General features: G+C 61.3%; 13 protein-coding genes and 1 pseudogene. 3 read left to right on the top strand and 11 right to left on the bottom strand.

The features are described 5' to 3' along the window. Positions 1-91: 91 nt before the first annotated feature. From ACP7AX_RS18190 to ACP7AX_RS18180, 3 genes are read right to left on the bottom strand one after another with little or no spacing between them, the layout of a single operon-like run. Positions 92-982 (bottom strand): carbohydrate ABC transporter permease, encoded by an 891-nt coding sequence (locus tag ACP7AX_RS18190; protein WP_426228483.1) that lies wholly within the window; start codon positions 980-982, stop codon positions 92-94. Further along, positions 979-1917 (bottom strand): carbohydrate ABC transporter permease, encoded by a 939-nt coding sequence (locus ACP7AX_RS18185; RefSeq protein WP_426228481.1) that lies wholly within the window; start codon positions 1915-1917, stop codon positions 979-981. The genes ACP7AX_RS18190 and ACP7AX_RS18185 overlap by 4 nt, the downstream gene beginning before the upstream one ends. A gap of 38 nt (positions 1918-1955) precedes the next feature. Then, entirely contained in the window at positions 1956-3233 is a 1278-nt protein-coding gene (locus tag ACP7AX_RS18180) for an ABC transporter substrate-binding protein (RefSeq protein ID WP_426228479.1), read from the bottom strand. Positions 3234-3320: 87 nt separating this feature from the next. Between ACP7AX_RS18180 and ACP7AX_RS18175 the strand changes: the two genes are divergently transcribed. Continuing rightward, the gene (locus ACP7AX_RS18175) at positions 3321-4571 is read left to right on the top strand and encodes an ROK family protein (RefSeq protein ID WP_426228477.1); all 1251 of its coding nucleotides are present in this window, start codon (positions 3321-3323) and stop codon (positions 4569-4571) included. A gap of 542 nt (positions 4572-5113) precedes the next feature. Here the strand turns inward: ACP7AX_RS18175 and ppgK are convergent. The 6 genes and pseudogenes from ppgK to ACP7AX_RS18145 all read right to left on the bottom strand — a co-directional run. Beyond that, a pseudogene (gene ppgK, locus ACP7AX_RS18170) lies at positions 5114-5885 on the bottom strand (polyphosphate--glucose phosphotransferase); the annotation flags it as partial. A gap of 654 nt (positions 5886-6539) precedes the next feature. Then, on the bottom strand, positions 6540-8462 hold the full coding sequence (locus ACP7AX_RS18165; protein WP_426228475.1) for a family 49 glycosyl hydrolase: 1923 nt from the start codon (positions 8460-8462) through the stop codon (positions 6540-6542). A gap of 41 nt (positions 8463-8503) precedes the next feature. Then, on the bottom strand, positions 8504-10243 hold the full coding sequence (locus tag ACP7AX_RS18160) for an alpha-glucosidase (RefSeq protein WP_426228473.1): 1740 nt from the start codon (positions 10241-10243) through the stop codon (positions 8504-8506). Further along, the gene (locus ACP7AX_RS18155) at positions 10240-11151 is read right to left on the bottom strand and encodes a carbohydrate ABC transporter permease (protein WP_219994803.1); all 912 of its coding nucleotides are present in this window, start codon (positions 11149-11151) and stop codon (positions 10240-10242) included. Before ACP7AX_RS18155 ends, ACP7AX_RS18160 begins: the two co-directional genes overlap by 4 nt. Next, on the bottom strand, positions 11148-12122 hold the full coding sequence (locus ACP7AX_RS18150; RefSeq protein ID WP_141001168.1) for a carbohydrate ABC transporter permease: 975 nt from the start codon (positions 12120-12122) through the stop codon (positions 11148-11150). Before ACP7AX_RS18150 ends, ACP7AX_RS18155 begins: the two co-directional genes overlap by 4 nt. A gap of 63 nt (positions 12123-12185) precedes the next feature. Continuing rightward, the gene (locus ACP7AX_RS18145) at positions 12186-13481 is read right to left on the bottom strand and encodes an ABC transporter substrate-binding protein (RefSeq protein WP_141001167.1); all 1296 of its coding nucleotides are present in this window, start codon (positions 13479-13481) and stop codon (positions 12186-12188) included. 280 nt (positions 13482-13761) lie between these two features. On the opposite strand from ACP7AX_RS18145, the gene ACP7AX_RS18140 reads away from it, so the two are divergent. Further along, on the top strand, positions 13762-14784 hold the full coding sequence (locus ACP7AX_RS18140) for an ROK family protein (RefSeq protein WP_426228470.1): 1023 nt from the start codon (positions 13762-13764) through the stop codon (positions 14782-14784). Positions 14785-14879: 95 nt separating this feature from the next. Here ACP7AX_RS18140 and ACP7AX_RS18135 read toward each other — a convergent pair whose 3' ends face one another. Both ACP7AX_RS18135 and ACP7AX_RS18130 read right to left on the bottom strand, forming a co-directional pair. Continuing rightward, positions 14880-16742: a family 49 glycosyl hydrolase gene (locus tag ACP7AX_RS18135; protein ID WP_141001165.1), complete on the bottom strand. Its 1863-nt coding sequence runs from the start codon at positions 16740-16742 to the stop codon at positions 14880-14882. A gap of 120 nt (positions 16743-16862) precedes the next feature. Further along, complete coding sequence (locus ACP7AX_RS18130; protein ID WP_141001164.1) at positions 16863-20018, bottom strand: glucan 1,4-alpha-glucosidase; 3156 nt, start codon at positions 20016-20018, stop codon at positions 16863-16865. A gap of 126 nt (positions 20019-20144) precedes the next feature. On the opposite strand from ACP7AX_RS18130, the gene ACP7AX_RS18125 reads away from it, so the two are divergent. Next, complete coding sequence (locus ACP7AX_RS18125) at positions 20145-21368, top strand: ROK family protein (RefSeq protein ID WP_141001163.1); 1224 nt, start codon at positions 20145-20147, stop codon at positions 21366-21368. Positions 21369-21524: the final 156 nt, after the last annotated feature.

The following is a 21524-nucleotide window of genomic DNA, read 5'->3' as shown; positions in this document are numbered from 1 at the left end:
TCCTTGTGCTCGGTGCTGGTTGCCGTGGTGATGATGGAGGGCAAGACTGGGTCCTTTACTTTTTGCTGAGTGGTTGGTTTCGCGGCTGGAGTCACTTGACGGCGCCTTGGGTCAGGCCGGACATGACCCAGCGCTGGGTAAACAGGTAGACGACGATTGCCGGCGCCATCGCCATCAGGTACGAGGCAAAGGCCACGTTGTAGCTGTTGCTGAACTGTGTCTGGAAGATCTTCTGCAACACCGGGATCGTCTGCAGTTCCGGATCGGAGATGATGAGTGAGGGCATCATGAAGTCGTTCCACGAGGCGATGAACGCGAAGATGCCGACGGTGGCGCTCATCGGTCCGAGCAAGGGGAAGATGAGCTTCCAAAACACCTGCCACGTGCCGGCTCCGTCGATGCGCATGCTTTCCTCCAACTCCAGCGGAATGGAGCGCAGGAACGCGGTGAACAGCATTGTGTTGAACGCCAGGGCGAACACGATGTGCAGGATCGCCACGCCGAGGGGGTTGTCCAGTCCGACGAGGCCGGTGAGCTGGATCTGCGGAAGCGCCACCACGGGGAACGGGATGAACATCGCCGCGAGCAGGTAGAAGAAGGACCAGCGGAAGAGCCGGCGGTCCCAGTTGCGGACGATCGCGTAAGCCGCCAGCGCGGAAACTATGATTTCCCCAGCCACGGCGGTAAGGGACACGAACACGGAGATCGCAAGGCCGCGGGGGAAGTTCGTGAGCGTCCATGCCTGGACGAAACTCTCGAACGTCAGGGGGCTTGGCAGCGAGAAGGCGTTGCCGTCCACCGCCTGGCCGGTGGTTTTGAAGGCCATGCTGATGGTGACGTATAGCGGGACGAGTACGCTGAGCGTGCAGACGATCAGGACAATGGTAGCGGGCCAGTTACTGCGCTCCTGGGCGGCGCGGATCCGGGGTTTCTTCCCGCCGGACGCGGGTCCTGCGGGGATGGTGCTGGGTGCGCTGCTCATGCTGCGATCCCTCCTTTGCCACGTGTGACGCGAAGCTGGATGATTGCGATGACGATGCTGATGAGGAAGAAGATCACGGCGTTGGCCATCTGGTAGGCGTAGTCGCCGCCTTCGAAGCCACGGAAGATTGACATGGCGACGCTTCGTGTGGCGACCCCGGGGCCGCCGTCGGTAAGGCCGACGATGATGTCGTAGGCGTTGAGGTAGTTCTTAAAGCCGAGGATGGTGTTGATCACGGCATACCCGGCAATGAGTGGCAAGGTGATATGCCGCAGGTTCTGCCAGTGCGTTGCTCCGTCGATGGAACTTGCCTCGTAAACCTCGGCGGGGACGGTGAGGAGCCCTGCGATGTAAATCAGCATCGCACTCGGAATCGACTGCCACGCCGTGACGAAGACGATCGCCAGCCATGCAAGGTCGGGGTTGGCGAGGATGCTCGTCGACAGCACTTCAATTCCCAGGCCCTGGCCTGCCAGTGGCAGCGAGTTGGAGAAGAGGTACTGGAAGACGAACGCGATCACGATGCCTGAAATCACCATCGGGATCACGAATACCGTGCGCAGTGCAGCACGGAAACGGACACGGGATGTCAGTCCCAGGGCCAGAAGGAAGGCCACTGCGTTCACGACGATGACCGTTACGAGTGAAAAGCCGAGCGTGAAGCCGTAGGCGCCAAGGATTCCTTCATCCTGGAAGACCGCGATGAAGTTTCGGATGCCGATGAAGCTGAACTCACCAAAGCCAACGGAGTTCGTGAAGCTGTAGACGAACCCGAGTACGGCCGGAAGCGTGACGGCGAGCGTGAAAATCGCCAGCGAGGGGAAAAGGAAGAAGTAGTAGCGCGGATCGATGCGGCTTTTGCGCGCTCTTGTCGCTCTGGCCGCTGCCCGGGCCGTCCCCCCCGCTGCGGTGGAAGGCTTAGTCGTCGATGACATGAATGGTCCTCGTTTCGTGCATTAGAACGGAAGTGTGATCACGCGCGGAAAGCCAGGCGCGCCCAGTCGCCGTCCATTCGGCGCAGCGTGCTCTCGGCGTCGGCGCCGCCGACGATTGACTGGAGGTAGTTGGCGGCGGGAATTGAGTTAGGAATGAACTGTGAGGCGCCCATGTAGAAGCGGCCCTCGTCGTAGTACTTCTGCATCTCAACGATTCGCGGGTCCGTGACCGCTGGGGCGTCCTTGGTCGTGCCGAATCCCAGGAATTCGGCGTTGTAAGGGTTCTGGATCTCCGGCTGCATAAGGTATTGAAGGAAGTCGCGGGCACCCTCCTGTGCGTTGGCGACTTCGGGAACCCAGAGCGAGAGGTCGATGTTGACGCGGACTTTCAGATCGTCCGGGTTATCGGTCATCGGCAACGGGAAGGTGCCGAGATCCACATCCGTACCGGCCTTTTCAATCTCCCCGAAGGCCCACGGCCCCTGGAAGTACATTGCCGCCTGGCCCTGCGCCATGGCAGTGTTGCCATCCCCATAGCCGCGGCTGGGCGCATCGGGATTGACATACGTCGTCAGCTGGACCATGCGCTGCACTGGCTCAAGCATCGTTTTCTGGAACGACACTTCGGAATCCGGTCCGACGTTCTCGCCAATCTCGTGCATCTTTTTGTAGAAGTCGCGCACGTTGACCATGCCGCCCACCGTGTAGTCGAACAGGCCCTGCGCGATCGTCCAGGGGTCGCGGAAGGTGCCGTAGATCGGCGTGATGCCTGCGGCCTTGAGCGCCTCACATACTTCGATCAGTTCGTCCCACGTTGTCGGGACAGCCACCCCGTTCTGCTCGAAGATGCGGCGGTTGTAGATGACCGAGGCACCCATGACCGAATAGGGAATGACGCTCGTACGGCCCGGATAGGTGGGGTACCAGTTTGTAAGGTCGAGAACATCCTCCCGGATGGAAGCTGCCTCCGGGAGATCGGAAAGGTCCGCGAGTGCCCCGCGCTCCATGAACCGGGCCATCTCAAGGTTGTAGTTCAGGCAACCGAGATCCGGCGGACTGCTGCGCACAAAGCTGGCAGAAAGATTTGTCGCCATGTCATGAAGAATGCGGAACTGGTCCTGTGACGTGGTGAACTTCGCCGCCAGGTCACGGAAGTACGGTACGGCTTCCGGTTTTGACTGATGGAACGTAATGGTCGCCGGAGAACCTCCCTGCGCGCACCCCGATAAGCCGAAAGCGGCCAGCGCGCCCCCGGCAGCAGTAAGGAAGGTGCGTCGGGAGACTCGCGTCCCGGCGGACGTCAAAGGTGGCAACATCGGCTCCTAAGGGTGTCTAACAGATTATTTGGGTTCTATATTTAGAACCTATATTAGGATGACCGTCATTCGGGATATCGTCAAGGGATGAATGGAACCACGGCGAGCTCAACGCAGCTGCTGCGGCGGATCAACTCCGATGCTCTGCTGCGATTCGCTCTTCAGGAACAAGTCTTCACAGCTGGCGAGGCCATGGCCATGACCGGGCTAACCCGCGCCACGGTGCTCGGCGTTTGCGATGGTCTGGTCGACGCCGGATGGCTGGAGGAAGCGGACGACAGTCAGGCCGCGGGACGCTCACTGAAGGTGGGCCGCCCAGCCCGCCGCTACCAACTGCGCGAGGCTGCCGGTGTTGTAGTTGGGCTTGATGCCGGGGAGACCCACTTCACAACCATCGTCGCAGATCTGCGCGGCCGTGAGCTGGGCACACGACGCCAGAGCATCGACTCCCATGCGCTGGGACGCGCGGGCCGCGCCGCATGCGCCCGGGAACTGATCCGTCTGACCCTCCACGACGTCGGACGCGCCCTCGATGACGTCTTACTCACGGTCGTCGGCGTTCCCGCGCCGATCGACGCTCATGGCATGTCTCCTGAAGGAGGCGAGTTCTGGCATCTGATGAATTCCGCATTCGACTCCCACCTTCACGGCACGGTCATCATCGAGAATGACGCCAACCTTGCCGCTGTTGCCGAACGCGCCCACAACCCCTCGGCTAATCTGGCAACATTGTTAACCGGCGAGCGATTCGGTGCGGGCTTGATCGTCGACGGGCGCTTGCTTCGGGGACCTCGAGGCGGCGCCGGCGAAATGCGATTCCTCGACACACTGTCCGACAGCAAGTTCGTGCCTGACGAGGGCGGCTGGGACGGTTTCGGAGCACTTGCACGAAAATGGGCACGCTCGCGCATTCACTCCTATAACGGAAAAACAATATTGCGCCGCATACCCGAGGGGGAGATCACCGCCGAGGACGTATTCCAAGCAGCCCGCGAGGGGGATCCATTCGCAGAGGACATCATCGCCCGGCTCGGCGCCCGGCTGGCGCGGATTGCGGTTGTGCTCTCCAGCCTCCTGGACATTGAGCGTGTAGTCATCGCAGGCGGCATCTCACGCGCCATCGAACCTGTCCTCGAACACGCACGCACCGTATTACCTACCGACTCCGGCTTACCGCTTCCGGAACTGGTAGCGAGCACATTCGGAGCAGAGGCTGTAGTCAAAGGGGCCATCGAATCCGCACTGACACGGATCAAGCTCGAACCATCCGCATTCCTCCCAAAAGGGGCACTGGCTCCTGACATCAGGACAACGGGCACTAACCCCTCCTCATGCTGACCCGTCACAAGCGGTCGGTGACTACCTGGGGATGTAGGGCTGTTTCGCGGCTTCTTCACTATCCGAGCGAAGCTCCAGTTTGCTGGGAGCGTCATCCGCAACAGTTCACGCCAAACCCGGGTGAAGACCGGATTTCTCCCTTCTGAGTACATGCCCAGCTGCCAGAACCAAGGTGCTTGAACGGGTTAGGCTGGGGTGAATTTGGGTTATCCGCGGCTGGAAATTGGGGAGCCGTTGGGGTAGCGCTGGCAGCAGTAGCGGTGGATAACCTATGAGAATGGTCCGCGGTTGCGGGCCGGGCAGTCTGCCTCTTCACGTGGCTGGAGCCAGGGTCCGTTCCCCAATTTTCGGAGAACCAAACGGATTTACGCGGTTGCAAGCAGTTCCCGACGTCAGTTGGGGGGACTTAGACTCACACTTTCCGCGCTTCACCCAGAGCGGACCGCATCCAAAGGCCTAACTCGAGGAGCCATGACTGGGCCTCGCGAGGCTCGGCTTAGCCCCAATAATGGCCCCAATACAGCAATCTGACTTGCCGGCAATAGGGCGCGGTTGGGCTTCAGCCCAATGTCGATGGCGGCGCCCACGATGCCCTGCTTCATTCCGAAGGACCGCGGGGACGATGGGGGGTGCAGAGCTTCAGGTTGGGAAGGTACTCGTCGGCACGCATGGAGATGCCGCCGCCGACGATGAATAGCTCCGGGGAGAACAGGAACTCCACATGCGAGAAGTAACGCTGCAGCAGCACCCTGCACTCAGCCCAGGACAGTCCGTTCCGCTCCCGGGCCACAGCAGAAGCTTTGATCTCGGCGGCGAAGCCGTCGGTTTCCAGGTGGCTTAGTTCGGCGTTCGGGACGAGCTTGCCGTCAAAGATGAAGGCTGAGCCGATCCCCGTGCCCAGGGTGACCACCAGAACGCTGCCTGCCACACCCTTGCCGGCGCCGTAGCGTCCTTCGGCCAGACCGGCGGCATCGGCGTCATTGATGACCTTTACGGGTCGGCTCAGCTGGGCGGTCAGAAGCGAAATCGATATCGGTATTGAGCCAACTCTTGTCCACGTTGGCAGCCGAGTGGACCAAACCGTGACGCCTACCGGGGAACGGGCTTCTGGTGCCTCGGGAGATATCGAAAGCTCGGCGGCCACCAGTGCCACTGCCGTGGCAACAGCCTCCGGGGTTGCCGGCTGCGGGTGGGTAGACTGATTGTTTCACTTAGGAGAAAGCCGTTTTTGGGGTCGACGATGCCTCCTTTGATTCCGGTTCCACCGATGTCGATGCCGATCAGCGGAGGGTTCTGTTGCAGCTTCTCGTCCATTGAGCTTCCGTTCAAGGCAGGGGTCGGCGGGAAGGTGGCCTGCCCCAGGCCCTTTTGGGTTGGCGATGTGCCCAAATGGCGCATTCAAAAGCGCTTTTCGTGGATAGTGCCGCACGGCACGCCAGGATCAACCTGGATGGTGTACCTGCCCCACTCGCGTTGGGTTACGAGTATGCCGTGTCTGCGTTCGAACGCGGCAGGTATTAGCCGGTCGACCGCTTCACTGAGCTTATTGTCCCGGCTTAGCGGGTCGTTGTCCGTCGTGACTTCAAGGGACAGTGGAAGTCGTTCTTTGACTGTGATGGAGCTGCCCTTATCGCTATGGGGGTTGTGAACAGGGTGAGACATGAGCCCTCCTCGGGGGGATGAACTAAGGCGTTTGATACGGGCGAATGCGGGCAAGTAGCCGCTGTTAGGTGAGAGCCTTTTGCTTGCAGGCCAATGCAGAGGCGAGTGGCTGGGCACGGCGGATGGGCCCCTGCGTGCCCACAGGGAGCTCATTCGTTGGGATGCACACTCGCCTGGCAAAGACCAAACACTTGGGGAGTGTGGCGGCTGAAGCACGTTCGTCGTGTACCGGAAGTGGGCAGCGGCTCGTTGGCGCTGCCCACTTCCGGTTCGCAGAGTTTAGGTTCGGTCCATGTTCTGCGGCTGCTACGGCGTGGTCCGCCAGACGTTCCAGCTGTCCCAGTTTTCGCCGTCGAAGCCGATTCGGCCCAGCTGGTGGTCCGCCCAGTTGCCGGCGGTTTTTTCGATCACTTCGCCGCCCACGGAGTAGTTCTCCAAGGCAAGTCCGTTCCCGTCAGGAATCTCGTTTCCGATTGCGACTTTTTCGCCGGCAGGGTTGGTGTAGCGCTTGAGGTGGCTGACCTGCGAGGTCCAGTCCAGCCCGTTCCACGCGTCGATGTTGAGGTTTTTCACCTGGATGTTCTCGGTATCAGATAAGGCATAGACGCGGATGGCACAGTTGGTCATGCCCTCCACCGTGATGTTCTCGAAGCGCATGTTCTTCACCGTGGTGTTGGGATCCGCCTTGGTGGTGGAACCCATGTCCTCCCAGTGCGATGAGGAGTTCAGGATGCAGGTGTTGTACTTGACGTCCTTCCAGTACATCCGGTTGTGGATGACCGTGGTGTTGGTGACGTTCACGTTGTCGATGTTCCGTGGCGTCCAGCCCCACTGGATCACTGGTCCGTTCTCGTTCTTCCAGATCACGGTGTTATCGATGGTGACGTCGCTGTGGTACATCTTCAGCACGTCGTCGTTGGCGTTGAAGAACGTGTTCTTCATGGTGCTGCCCTTGTACAGCTCGATGCCGTCGGTCTGCCAGTACCAGCTGCCCACCTGCTTGTAGTTCTCAACGTTCATGTGGAAGGTCTGCTCGTTTCCGTAGACCACGAAGGAGTGGTACGGGGGCTCGGCGACTGTAACGCCCTGCAGGTCCAGCTTCTGCTCGGCATCGGCGGAAGCGAACTGCAGCATTTTCACGCACGACGAGTGGCAGTTGGACGCTCCGCTGAGGTGGTTGTAGTTGTTATGGGTGTCTGCCTCGTACACGTACTGCTCGCCGGAGAGGACACCGTAGCCGGTGACCTTGTACTGGCTCTGGTTGTCATGGAGGAACCTGAAGGCTCCCTTCACGTAAGCACCCGGCGCCAGGTAGACCCACTTGACGTTGGGCGGCAGGACCGCGTGGTAGTCGGAGCCCATGCTGTAGGTGCCGGGCTTGAAGTAGATGATTTCCTCGGTAACGGTGTTGAGGTTGGTCACCTCACCTTCGGCAGGGTAGTGGATGCTGCCCGACTCCTCTGTGGGAACCAATCGTTCCTTTTGCTCTCCGCGGAGTTTAGGTTCCGCGAAGATCATCATCGAATTGCGGGGTTCGGTGTGGATGGCGCGGTTGCCCTCGGCTTCGGTGGTCAGCTTGCCGCTGTCCCCGGACATGTCGTTGTAGGCCGTATACAACTGCGGCTCGAATTCCACCGAGAACCGGTAGCCGGCATCGGAGTAAGGAACCTTGATTTTGACCGTGTCCGCGTCAACGAGCTGCTTTTCGAAGTTGTAGCTGCTGGGGCGGATCTGCACCTGGTCTGCTGAGGTGATGGTCTGGCCGGTGCGGAGGCTCACGTCCACCCAGACGTCTTTGGCATATTCGAAGCTGGACCAGCTCATGGTGAGGCCGGCCTGGGAGGAGAACTCGGCGCCGTCTTCCTTGGTGTAGCCGATCTTGTCCTTCCCGCTGCGGGGGATGCTCATGTAAGTGAAGGCGTCATAGGCTTTGTCCGGCTGGTTCTCCTGGGCCACCTGCACGTCGTAGAAGGAGGACCGGCGCACTTCGTCGTTACCAGTTGGGCTGGTGGTGTTGAAAACTGCGTTGTCATGCCACCAGGTGTGAAGGTTGCCGTTGTCCGCAGTGGTACTGGTGCGTTTGTCGGTAGGCGCAGCAGGCACCGCAGAGGGGGTGTGCCCCGGTGCCGTGGCTGCCTGCGCCGGGAGGACGGCGCCACTGCTGATAAGGAAGACGGCGGCTGCCGCTGTGATGCGTTTGGCCAATCGGCCCAGCCCTGTTCCGGGCATAATGGTTCCTTTCGTCGGATGGACTGGTGCTGGAGGGGGTCTCAGGTGAGGCGGCGGAGGACTGCCACCTCCCAGGGCTGCAGTTCCTGGCGGTCCCAGGGTTGGCCGGGGTGGTTATGCAGGACCACTTCCGCTGATGCCCACTCCGTGGCTAGCTCGCGGGCCAGCTGGATGTTTAGTGCCCTTGGTTTCGTTGAGCAGTTCGCCAGGATCAGCAGGCTGGTGGTCTCGTTGGTGCGCGTGTAGGCGAACAGTTGCGGGTCCTCGGGGTACAGGAGGGTGAAGCGCCCGTCGATAATGACGGGCTCTTCGTGCCGGAGGCGGACCAGGGAGCGGTACCAGGCGAAGACGGAGCCGGGGTCGGTCCTCTGGGCTTCGGCGTTGAGCCAGGTGTGGTTGGGGTTCACCGGGATCCAGGGCTTGCCGGTGGTGAAGCCGGCGTTCGGTGTGGCGTCCCACTGCACGGGTGTCCGGGCGTTGTCGCGTCCGCCCACGGCGATGCCGGCAAGGAGTTCGGCGGCCTCGCTGCCGTCGCTGCCGGCGAGGGCTTCGCGGTAGTAGTTCAGGCTTTCCAGGTCGCGGAAGTCGTCGATGCTGGAAAAGGGCATGTTGGTCATGCCCAGCTCTTCGCCCTGGTAGATGTAGGGCGTGCCGCGCATCAGGTGCAGCACCGTCGCAAGGGCCGTTGCGGATTCGTACCAGTAGCCGGTGTCATTGCCGAAGCGGGAGACGGCACGAGGCTGGTCATGGTTGTTCCAGTACAGGCTGTTCCAGCCGACGTCCGCCAAGGCTTCCTGCCACCGGGCGAAGGAGTGCTTCACGGCCACCAGGTCCAGGGGCTTCCGGGTGAACTTGCCCCCCGTACCGTGATCCAGGCCCACGTGCTCGAACTGGAACACCATGTCCAGCTCCCGACGGTCCTGGTCGGTATAGAGCCGGGCGAGCTCCGGGGTGGCGTCCACCATTTCGCCCACGGTCATCAGGTCAGCCTCCCGATGTCCGAAGACTTCGCGGTGCATCTCCTGGAGATATTCATGGACCCGCGGCCCCGACCCGTAGAACGGGATGCCGTTGCCCCAGGTTCCGCCGTCCTCCACTGGGCCGTCGGGGAGGGCGGGGTGCTTGGAGATGAAGCTGATGACGTCCATTCGGAAACCATCGATGCCGCGGTCCAGCCACCAATTCATCATCTGGTAGATGGCAGCGCGGACTTCCGGGTGGTCCCAGTTCAGGTCCGGCTGTTTCCGGGAAAACAGGTGGAGGAAGTACTGCCCGCTGGGTTGGTCCAGTTCCCAGGCGGAGCCGGAGAAGAAGGAGCCCCAGTTGTTTGGTTCGGCGCCTTCCTTGGGGTCGCGCCAGATGTACCAGTCGCGTTTGGCGCTGGTTCTGCTGGTTCGGGATTCCTGGAACCAGGCGTGCTCGTCGGAGGTGTGGTTGACCACGAGGTCCATGACCAGCTTCATGCCGCGGGCATGAAGGGCGGCGATGAGTTCGTCGAGGTCCTGCAGGGTCCCGAAGGTGGGGTCCACGGCGTAGTAGTCGCTGATGTCGTAGCCGTTGTCGTCCTGGGGTGAGGCGTAGACGGGGGAGAGCCAGACGACGTCGATGCCAAGGTCTTCCAGGTGGTCCAGGCGGTTGATGATGCCGCGGATGTCGCCGATGCCGTCGCCGTTGGAGTCGGCGAAGCTGCGTGGATAGACCTGGTAGACGACGGCGGCTTTCCACCATTCATCGCTGGGGCGGAGGCTGGAGTGCCGGAGGACGGGCTGGAGGGTGGTCACTTGATGGCTCCGATGTTTACGCCGCGCATGAGGGTGCGCTGGAAGAGAAGGAAGAAGATCAGGGCGGGCAGGATGCCGGCCATGGATGCCGCGGCCAGTGCGGTGGGGTCGCTGGTGTACTGGCCGCTGAGGGCGCCCAGGGACACGGAGACGGTCTGGTTGGAGGCAGATGGCAGCAGGACCAGTGGGAGGAAGAAGTCGTTCCAGGTCCAGATGAAGAAGAAGGTGACCAGCACGGCCAGGGTTGGGCGGGTGAGGGGCAGGACGATGAGCCGGAGGATCTGGAAGCGGCTTGCCCCGTCCAGCCGTGCTGCCTCGAGGACTTCCATGGGGAAGGATCCGAGCACTGAGGCGAGCATGTAGGTGCCGAACGCGCTCTGCAGGACGGCCAGGATAATGGTCACGCCGAGCAGGGAGTCATAGAGGTTAAGTTCCCGGGAGAGGACGAAGAGCGGGTAGACCAGGGCTTCCTGCGGGATGGTGAAGGCAAGCATAAAGACAGCCAGGATCCATACCCTGCCCTTAATCCGGCCGATGCCGATGGCGAAGGCGCTGAGCAGGCTCAGCGTGGCTGCGATCAGGGCAACGCTGCCGGAGAGGATGACGCTGTTAAGCAGTTTCTGGTTGAAGTTCACTCCGATCCAGAAGTCGATGATCGCTGTGAAGTCGAGCTCGGTGGGAATTCCGATCGGGCCGTCGGCGATGTACTCCGCGGAGGGTTTGAATGCGTTGATGAGGGCCAGCCAGAACGGGAAAATCATCAGGGCAGCTGCCCCGGCCAGGAGGATCAGGATGGTCCAGCCGCTGATGCCGCGCCGGGACCTGGCGCTCCTGTTGGTGCGCTCCGGCTTTTGCCGCGGTTCGCGCGTTGGTCGGTCTGTTTCAGGGGCGGGGGCTGTGGTGGTCACTTTTCGAATCCCTCGGCGTTGCGGGTCTGGTAGCGCAGCAGGACGATCGCGATGATGGTGACGAGCAGCGCCAGGAGTGAGGCGACGGCGGCGCCGTAGCCCACCTGTGTGGTGGTGAAGAAGTTTGAGTACGAGAAGTAGGCCGGGACGATGGTGCTGGTCCCGGGTCCGCCCTTGGTGAGGACGTAGATCGGGGCGAAGACCTTCAGCGCTGCCACGGAGGTGGTGATCAGGACGACGGCGATCTCCGGGCGCAGCTGCGGGATTGTGATGCTCCAGAAGCGCTGGAACCAGCCGGCACCGTCGATCTCGGCGGCTTCGTAGAGGGCGGGGTCAACGCGGGAAAGCCCTGCCATGAAGACCACGACGGTGTAGCCGATCTGCAGCCAGATCAGAACATTCATGACGGCGAGCATTGCGGTGTCCGAGTCGCCGAGCCAGTTCTGTTGCAGCCAGCTAAGGCCCAACCCGTCCAGGACCGTGTTGATGATTCCGTACTGGGGCTGGTAGAGCCATTTCCACAGGACGCCGGCGACCACGATGGGGAGGATCTGCGGGAGGTAAAAGGTGGCTCGGAGGATGCTGGCTGCGCGGGAGCCGAACTTGGGAGCGATGTAGTCGAAGAGGACGGCAGCCAGGAAGACGCCCAGGGCGGTGGGAATGACCGCCATGGCCAGGATGAATGCGGTGCTGTGCAGGAAGGATGCCCAGAACGCGGGATCGGCCATGAGCCGGACGTAGTTGTCCAGGCCGACGAATTTTGGGGTCCCGACGCCGCGCCAGCTGGTGAGGCTGTAGTAGAGGTTCATTCCGAACGGAACGGCCACGACGGCCAAGAAACCGACGGCACCGGGAATGAGGTAGATCCAATAGCCGCGCGAGCTCTCCCGTGCAGATCGTTTCGGGGTTCTTGTCGTGCGCTGGATTTTTCGGGTGGCGGTGGCCGGTGGGGCAGGGGTAACTGCGGTCATGACGTGTCCTTTGGGATGTGGCGGCGCACCGGTCCGGTGCGCCGCCACACGTGTTGGTGCCGGCTACTTGCTGGGTTTGCCCTGTTCGTATGCTGCCTTGATGTTTTCGACGGCCTTTTCAGGGGTTACGTTGCCCTGGACCAGGTCGCTGGTCTGGGCCACCAGGACGTCGTTGAGTCCGGCCACGGGCCAGTCGGGGTACCAGCCAAGGCCGGCGTCATTGCTGTTGAGCAGTTCGTTGAACCGCGGCGTGGTGAGCTTGCCGATGGGGGTGGTGATGGCGGACTCATCTGCGGCTACGGGGACGGCGCCTTCGTTGCCCAGGAGGTTCTGGATCTCCGGGCTCATGGTGATTTCCATGAAGTCATAGGCGAGTTCCTTGTTGCGTGCCTTCTCGGGCACGACCCACAGGTTGCCGCCGGAGCCCGGGTGCAGGTCCGTTGACGGGAAGAGGAACTGGTCGAATTCGAAGTCCTTGATTTCATCCGCGAAGCTGCCGGCCCACCAGGTTCCGGAGACAAAGATCGGGTACTGTCCGGCCACGAAGGCGTTGCCGGCGTCCTGGGCTGCGATACCGGTGGAGTCCTTACTGATGAAGCCCTTCTGCGTCCAGTCCTGCACAGTCCGGGCAGCCTTTTCCCAGGCAGTCCAATCCACGTCGCCTTCGAACTTCTGGTAGGCGGACCAGGCGTCCTTATCCATGTTGGCCAGTGCCAGTTCGTACAGCAGGTGGGTTCCGGGGTAGTCCTGGGAACCGAGGGCCAGCGGAGTGATGCCTGCACCGGTGAACTTGTCCATCGCCTGTTCCAGTTCCTGGAGCGAGGTGGGGACCTGCAGGTTCTGCTGGGCGAAGAGGTCCTTGTTGTACCAGACCGAAACGTATTCGCCGTAGTTGGTGAGGCCATACCGCTGGCCCGAACCCATCACACCATCCTCGTACAGGCCCACATCCTGGGCCGAGCTGTCCAGATCCCAGCCGCGTTCCTTAGCCACGTCCGTCAAGTCAGTCAGGAGTCCGGCCTGCGAGACCACCCCGGCCGTGGCGTTGCCCTTCAGGTACTCCAGGACGTCCGGTGCGTCGTTGGAGTCCAGCAGGAGCTGGCCGGACTGCTGCATCTGTTCGTAGGTTTTGAGCTCGAACTGCACCTCCACGTCAGGGTGCTTTTCCTTGAAGATTTCGATGGCCCGGTTCCAGCCAGTGGCCAGTGCGCTGTCGTCGTTTTCCCACCACCAAACCTTGAGGGTTTTTGCCTCGGGCGCGGCTTGCGGTGCAGAACATGCGGACAGGGCGAGTGCGGCGGCCGCAGTTGTTGCCAGGGCCGTGAAGGCCCGCCGCGAGAGTTTGTTGTGGTTGAACATCGGTGAGCTCCGTTGGTCTGAGGAAGCCCGTCTAGGGGCTGCAGTTTATTCTGATGCGGAACTATTCAAAGTGCTAAACATCACTTTTGGCAAGTGCATAACGAGAAATATCTTTTGTGACAAAAGTATCTGCGCATGCCATGATGGAGGGGTGAAGAGCCCCTCAACGTGGTCGGTCGCTCCGACGAATGCTTCCCTGCCTGTGGCTATCGAAGTTCTCCGAAGGGGTCCCATTTCCCGGGCGGCGATAGCCCGTCGGCTTCAGCTTTCGCCTGGGTCGTTGACCCGGCTGAGTGCCCCACTGCTGGAGGGCGGTCTGCTCCGGGAGGTTGGTGAGCACAACGATGGCCGCGTCGGCCGGCCTACACGGCTGTTGGACGTAGACATCGATTCGAAGCACTTTGTGGGCATGAAGCTCCGCGAGCACGAGATCATCGCGGCCCGAACCAATCTGCGGGGAGAGATCCAGCATCAAGAATCAGTGAGTATCGGCGATAGGACACCGGAAGCGGTGGTTCGGCAAATTGCCCAACTAGCTGGGGAACTGGGTGCAGACGCGCCGATCAACGGCATCGGTATTGGTATCGGCGGACTTATTCGGAATCGTGAGTACGTAGTGGATGCGACGTTCCTTGGCTGGAGTGGCGTGCCTTTGGCCAAGCTTGTAGGTGAGGCGACCGGAATCCCGACGCTCGTCGACAATGACCTTGTTGCCTTCACCGAGTATGAGCACTGGTTCGGCGAGGGCCGTGACGATGACAGGTTCGCCGTCATCACGTTGGGAGCCGGCACCGGATTCGGGCTGGTGGCTAATGGTGCAATCGTTACCGGCCAGGACTACGGGATTGGATTAGTGGGACATTGGCCGCTGGATCCAGCGGGACCGCTGTGCTTCGCCGGTCACCGCGGCTGCGCCACCAGTGTGCTTAACTCAGATTCCATCGCGCGCCATGTCTCCGATGCATTGGGACGCCCAGTGGACTATGAGCAGGCTCTGGACCTGGCGGAAGCCGGTGACCCCGCGGCCAGACGTGTGACAGAGGACGCAGGGCGGGGACTTGGCCGGCTCATCGCCGCCGTGTGTAACCTGACGCTTCCGCAGCGGATCATCATCGCCGGTGAAGGCGTCCGGCTCGCCTCCATTGTCGCTGACGCCATAAGGGAAGGCATTGCCAGGGACCGCGACCCGCGCACCTCGACGCCTCCTATCGTTCTCGGAACCAAGAACAATGTCGATTGGTGCCGTGGTGCTGCTGTCCTGGCCATCCAGGCATTTGTGCACGGCACGCTGCCCGGGGTGTAAGTCCCCGGAAGATCAGCGCGGGGTTGGACCGCTGGGGAGCCCGGACATGAGCTCCCCAGCCGCCGGAAAGGCTTCGGGTTAGGAAGTCTTCGGTCTCACCATGCGTTCCAGTTATCCCAGTTTTCGCCGTCGAAGCCGAGACGGCCCGCCTGGTTATCGCTCCAGTTGGTCGTGGTTTTGTCGATCCTGGCCCCGCCGACGGTGTAGTTCTCGAGCTTGATGCCTCTGCTGTCGACAGTCTCGTTGCCCAGCCAGACCTTGTTGTTGGCAGTGTCTGAATAGCGCTTCAGGTGGCTCACCTGGGACGTGTGGTCCAACCCGTTCCAGCTTCCGATATTCAGGTTCTTGATGTGGATGTTCTCGGTGTTGGAAAGCGCATAGATCCTGAGGGCGCAGTTGGTCATTCCTTCGACAGTAATGTTCTCCAGCCGGAAATTCCTGATCGTGGTGGCGGGGTTCGCCGTGGTGGAGGAGCCCATGTCCGCGTAGTGGGAGGACGAGTTGATGATGCAGGTGTTGTATTTGACGTCCTTCCAATACATGCGGTTGTGGATGACGTCTGTGTTGGTGACGACCACATTGTCAATGTTGTACGGCGCCCAACCCCACTGGATGACCGGACCGTTCTCGTTCTTCCAGATCACCGTGTTATCCACCGTCACGTTGCTGTGGTAGAGCTTCAGGACGTCATCATTGGAGTGGAAAAAGGTGTTGTTCATCCGCCCGCCCTCGTAGAGTTCCATCCCGTCGGTCTGCCAGTACCAGCTGCCCACCTGCTTGTAGTTATCCACCCGCATTTCCATCTCATAGGCGTTTTGCGGCCCGTAAATGACAAAGGAGTGGTAGGGAGGTTCGCTGATGGTGATTCCCTCCACGTCCAAGTACTGCTGCATGGTCGATGAAGACGTGAATTCCAGCATCTTCACGCAGGTGTTGTGGCAATTAGCGCCGGTTGAATGCGTGTACCCGCTGGTGGTTGTATCGGCTTCATAGACGTACTGTTCGCCGGAGAGCACGCCGCGGCCAGTGACCTTGTAGACGCCCTGCGTCGAGTTGGGGAAGTAGAAGGCACCTTTGACATACGCCCCGGGAGCCAGGTAGATCCATTTGACGTTGGGCGGCATCGAGGCCCGGTGGTCCGATCCCATGTAATACGTCCCGGGCCGGAAGTAGATGATCTCCTCGGTGACCGACCCCAGGTTGTCGACCAGGCCTTCCTGCGGATAGTTGATAGCTCCGGATGCGGAGGTGGGAATCAACCGCTCCGCCTCGCCGCCGCCCAGGGTCGGCTCGGCGAAGATCATCATGGAATTCCGTGGTTCGGTATGGATGGCGCGGTGATCCCCGCCACCGGTTTCAGTCAACACCCCTGCCGTTCCGGACATGTCGTTGTATGCAGTGAAGAGCTGGGGCGCGAATTCCACTGAGAGCCGGTAGCCCGTCGACGAGTAGGGGACTTTGACCCGGATGGTGCTGGGGTTCACCAGCTCTTTCTCGAAGGTGTACTTGCTGGGCCGGATCGTTACCTGATCCACAGACGTGATCGTTTGGCCTGTCGTGAGTTTGACGTCCACCCAGACGTCCGTTGAGTACTCAAAGCTGGACCAGCTCATTGAGAGGTTCGCTGACGAAGAGAACTCTGCTCCGTCCGGCTCCGTGTAGCCGGTCTTCCCCTTTCCGCTGCGGGGAATGCTCATGTAGGCGAAGGAGTCGTAGCGCGTTCCTGGTGCCGTTGCTGTGGCTACTTGCACCTCGTAAAAGGATGACCGGCGGACTGTGCCGTTCTGGGTGGGTGAGGTTGGGTTGTATTCGTAGTTGTTGTGCCACCAGGTCCGAAGGTCGGGTCCGGTGGCAGTGAAACCGGTCTGTTCTGTCGCAGCGGCTGGCTCCTGGCCGGCAGCCGGCAGCAGGAGCAGCAGCGCAAATGCTGAGGCCAATAGACGGAGGTAATGCTTCATTGCTTTCCCCTGTTCTAAATCATTCCAGTTACAACTGTCTGGGTCTTTCTTTTGGTTCCAATTGGGGCATGGATGGGAAAGGCGGGGCCGGAATTTCCGGCCCCGCCTTGGGAATTTGGGTTACGGCGTCATTCCCACCATAGGAATCACCACGGGCGAGCCCGCCTGCCAGTTGAGCACGTCGGCCTGGCTTTGGCCGTCACGGACAATCACGTCCAGTGCGTTCGGATCGCTGGTGTCCGTATCCCGGGAGGCGATGCCGCCGTCGAAGACACCGGCTCCGCCGCCGAAGCGCCACTCCTTGATCCAGGACGGGTCGCCGGCAGCCCAGTACGCGCCGTCATAGACGGGGCGGACGTTGCCGATGCCCTCGCCGGCTTCGGCGTTGCCGAACATGGCCACGGCGAACTTTACCGACGCTGGATCGAGTGTTCCGAGCGCTTCCTTGGGCACCATGGTCACAATCTGCTTGGCTTCGGGTACTGCCAGCAGACTGACCGCCGAGGTGCGGGTGCCGTCCGGGCTGTAAACGCCGGCGCCGTCAAACCGGCCGTCGGTGACGATGACGGAATCCCAGGTGTGCTCAACGTTGACGTTCGTGCCGGGCAGGGCAGGGGTGGCGGTTGCGTCGCCGTTGCTGAGGTAGACGTTGATGCGCTGGTGCGAGATACCCTGGCCGCCCCAGGGGTTGGTGACGTCACCGGCAATGGTGCTCACGAATGCATACTTGTCACCGGCGTCGTAGACGTCGACGCCGGTGAGGTCGAAAGTGCCCGGGGCGTAGACCGGGTTGGTCGGGTAGGTGTAGCTGCCGGGGCCGTTATCGTCTCCAGAGGGGTCCTGCAGTCCGCCGATTCGTGTGCCGTAATGCAGGACGGTCCGGTCCTCGACGGCAGTGCCTCCATCGGCTCCCACCGCGGCCACGGTCACGGTGTTCTTGGTGCCGGGAAGGGAAACGTCCAATGAGAACGTGGATGTGCCGTCGCCCGCGGCGGTAAGCGGGGCCTCGGTGATCTTGCCGTTGACGGAAATGTAAACCTTCTCTGCCGCCGTGGTACCCGCAACAGTGGTAGTGGGGGAGCCGGAGGTAGTGAGCTGGGCGGGCGAACTGATCGTAAGTGCGGGTTCGGCGACAGCACCTGAGGCGTATCGCTGGGCGACGTTCTGCGGAGTTTCGACAGGTGCTCCGTTCTTCATGCCCGCAGCAAGCCGCACATACTGTGCCATCGCCCACGAGAGCGGCGAGGCAGAGCCGGTGCTGCGGCCCAGTTCATGACCGTATGCAGTCGGTTCATCCTGGTCCCAAACCTGCTCGGGAATCATGAAGCCGTCATTGGCTGCGGAGTGCATAGTTGCCAGGTAGGGGAGCGCATCCTTGCCGTTCGCCAGTTCGTATTCGCCCCGCTCGCCTGTCAGCAGCGGCCAGAGCCGCCCGATGCCGGTGCCGTCCCAAGGAGAACCGTCGGCCTTTTCCCCGTAGCCGTCATAGGTGTAGCGGTGCCACATCCGGCCCCCCGGAGTGTCCTGTGAAATGGAGGCGTCTGTCTCGGCAAGAGAGTCCGCTACGTGCGTGTCGGTGGGCGGCTTCACACCAAGCCGAACAAACTCCAGGAAGCCGGCGTCCAACACGGCGTTTTCCGGATGTACGCCTGCGCCGTTGCCCCAGTCGCGGACTGCGCCATCGTTAGGGTTACCGCTTCCGCTGATGCGCAGGTAGTAGTTGCCGTCACCTACCGGTCCATTGGTCGTGAACATCCACTTTTCCGTATTGCGCTGCCACTCGTCCGCGGTCGCCCGGTAAATCGCAGCGGAACCGGCATCACCGTTCATTTCTGCAATGTCTCCCGCGGCCGCCAGCGCGGCAATCTGCGAGGCCAGCGTCGACGTTGAATATCCGCCTGTTTCCTCCCAGCGTTCCTGCGGGGTCTTGGGACCGGCGGCGACCAGGTAGTCCGCGGCTGGCTTGAGCTCATTCGCGTAGAAGTCAGCATCTGTGCGTCCGATTTGGTTCGCCAGCAGGATGGGGAACGCTGTTTCATCCAACTGAATCCCATTTTGGCCAACGGTCCCGTCAACCTTGGAAGTCTGGGGGAAATGTCCGTCCGGCAACTGCTGATACTTGAACAGCCACTCAACGCCGCGGCGGGCAGCTTCCTCGTCCCCGGCAGCCAGCAGGGCAGTCACCGACTGGTACATGTCACGTGCCCACACAGCGTGGTACCCCTCACGGTGCTGCTCCGCGTTCGCCACTTGCCCCCACGGCGTAGTCAGCGATGCGATGAAAGCGCCGGGAAAGGTCTTGTCTTCATGGGCTTTGACCGTCATCAGGGAGACGTTGTATTGAGTCCCGAGGTCACCGTCCAGGGATTTGGCCGGCTTGTCCAGGGACTGCAGGTACTGCTTCCACTCTTTCGTGTAGTCCTTGGACACCTTGGGGAAGCCCCGCTTCACGCTCGCGTTAGCGGTGTCGAGCGCCTCCTGCGCATTCGCGCCAAAGCCCAGCGCAAGAGAGAATTCCGTCTTTGCTCCTGTCAGCGCGATCGTTCCCGTCTGGGCGATATTTCCCGGCCCGGCGTCGGTGTAGGCGCCGTCAAGTTTGCCATCTGCGCCAAGGTCGGTTCCTCCGTCGCTGGTGCCGACATATCCGGTGCTGGTGGTGCTGAATCCTGAGCTCGAAACCAATGCAGAGGCAACCGGGGTGTCCGGAATCGAGAGGTCCTCTGCCACCAGGGCAGTACCGACAGTCCTGCCGGAGTCCCCGCCGGAGGTCCCGGCCAGGGAAGGATCGAATAAGGCATGAAGCTGGTAATCCCCACCATCGAGTACCTCGAAGGTAACCCCGAGCACCACAGCAGAACGTTGCGGGTCTGTCACGTAAGTCTTCGTCAGCCGCCAGCGACCGGCACTGTCTTCAGTGATCTGCCGATAGCTCAGCGCTTGTGGGTCAGCGAGCTCCACCCGCCGGGTCGTGTCCTCATTCTCGCGCTGCGTGCGTGATCCGTCGCTGACGGCGAATTGGAGTTCCCGGGTATTGGGGGTATCGGCCCGCGGGTAGTACACCTCGCTGAGAGTTCCCTCGGTGAGGGTGTACCAGACCTTCGACGCCGTACTGACCGACGTTCCAACGCCTTCCTTGTCACCTTTTGTCCACGTTGCCGAAGCCCCCGGCGCCCCCGGCGCTGGTTCGGCTTCTGCGACGGCGGGGGAGAAGGCGGCCGCCGATGCTGCGACCGCAAGGGCCGCCGCAGCACAGGTCGTTCTGAGGTGATGCTTCATTGCTCTCCTGGGGATTCTGGGCACTAGAATTTCCGCCAGTACCACTGGTGAGGAAATATATAAAAGGCGTTAATAAACGCCCCACTAGTATGTGGATCAGAAGTCGCATCGGTCAAGGGGTTGGCGTTGAAAAGCAGCACAAGAAAAACAGAGGCCACGCTCCCGGTTTTGCGCAAGATCTCAGCCTCTGCAGTCATGCGGGCTCTTGTCTCAGGCGCAACGCTTGACGCCACAGGTCTTATGGAGGCGACCGGCCTTTCCAGACCCACAGTGCTGACAGTCTGCGACGAATTGCTCAAGCTCGGCTGGGTAAGCGAAATCGAGACATCTTCCCGGTTGGCTGCGCGAAGCGGACGGCCATCCCGACGGTTCACGCTGAATGCCGCTGCAGGATATGTGCTGGGCATCGACCTGGGGGCCACGAAACTTCAGATCTGCTTGGCAGATCTTGCTGGCACCATCGTCTCGGAACACTCTGAAAGGTGGCGGGACGAGCACGTTGGGGCACCCGAACGCCTGATGGTTGCCCGCCGGGCCGCATGGGAGGTCCTGGCGCAAGCGGGTGTAGAACCATCAAGGGTGATGGCGGCCGGAATGGCTGTACCTGCGCCAGTAAGGCCAAACGGTCACGCGGTTGCCCTGGAGTCGTACCTTCCCGGGCTTGCCGCCTTGGATCTGCGTCTCGCGTTGCTCCCGGACTTCGATTGGCCCTTGATTGTCGATAACGACGCCAACCTCGCTGTTATCGCTGAGCGCTGGCTTGGCATTGCCCAGGACGTTGACGACGTCGTCGTGCTCCTATCCGGCGAAAGGCTTGGCGCCGGAATCTACCTCGGTGGTCAGCTCATCCGAGGTGGCGGGGCAGCGGGCGAAATGCGGTTTTTGGAATTAGTGGAGGGCGTTGGAAATACAGATGCAATTGGCGGTATGTGCCGTGAACTAGGGGCCATAGCCGCGGCCGAAATACTAGATGGAGAACGCCCCGGACATGCAAATGACAGCGAGCTTCTGCAACAGTGTGGGGGAATACCTGCCTCAATGGAGGCCGAGATGGTCATCAACGCAGCCCGAAAGGGTGATCCGGCAGCCCGGGAAGTGCTAGAGGTGGTGACTGAACGTACCGCACGGGTTATCGCCGTGGTCGCCACCTTCCTGGACCCACAGATGATCGTGCTTTCAGGCGGTCCAGCGGGCGCAGGAGATGTCCTCATTCCATCGCTTAACAAAGAGTTAGACGGCCTCAACTCGGCTCATCCACACCTCGCCGCCTCGACGCTAACTGATCACGCACCCCTGCTCGGGGCCGTCAGAGTCGCACTGAATCACGCCTTTGCTTCCCTACTCGTCTAAAACCCTTGGTGATGAAATGCTGCGGCGGGCCGAGGTTCTGCGGGAGGCTTTTTACGAGTGACTTCCTAGGCTGCCATTAGATGCGGGATTCTGTCGTCTAACAACATCTCGACGAAACGCCGATAACCGTGATTCTGTAAAGCTGACGGCTGCGCA

The organism is Pseudarthrobacter sp. DSP2-3-2b1, assembly GCF_049895945.1.
Lineage (GTDB): Bacteria > Actinomycetota > Actinomycetes > Actinomycetales > Micrococcaceae > Arthrobacter.
The sequence above is the reverse complement of the archived record's forward strand: the minus strand, read 5'-3'. Positions and strand labels throughout refer to the sequence as shown.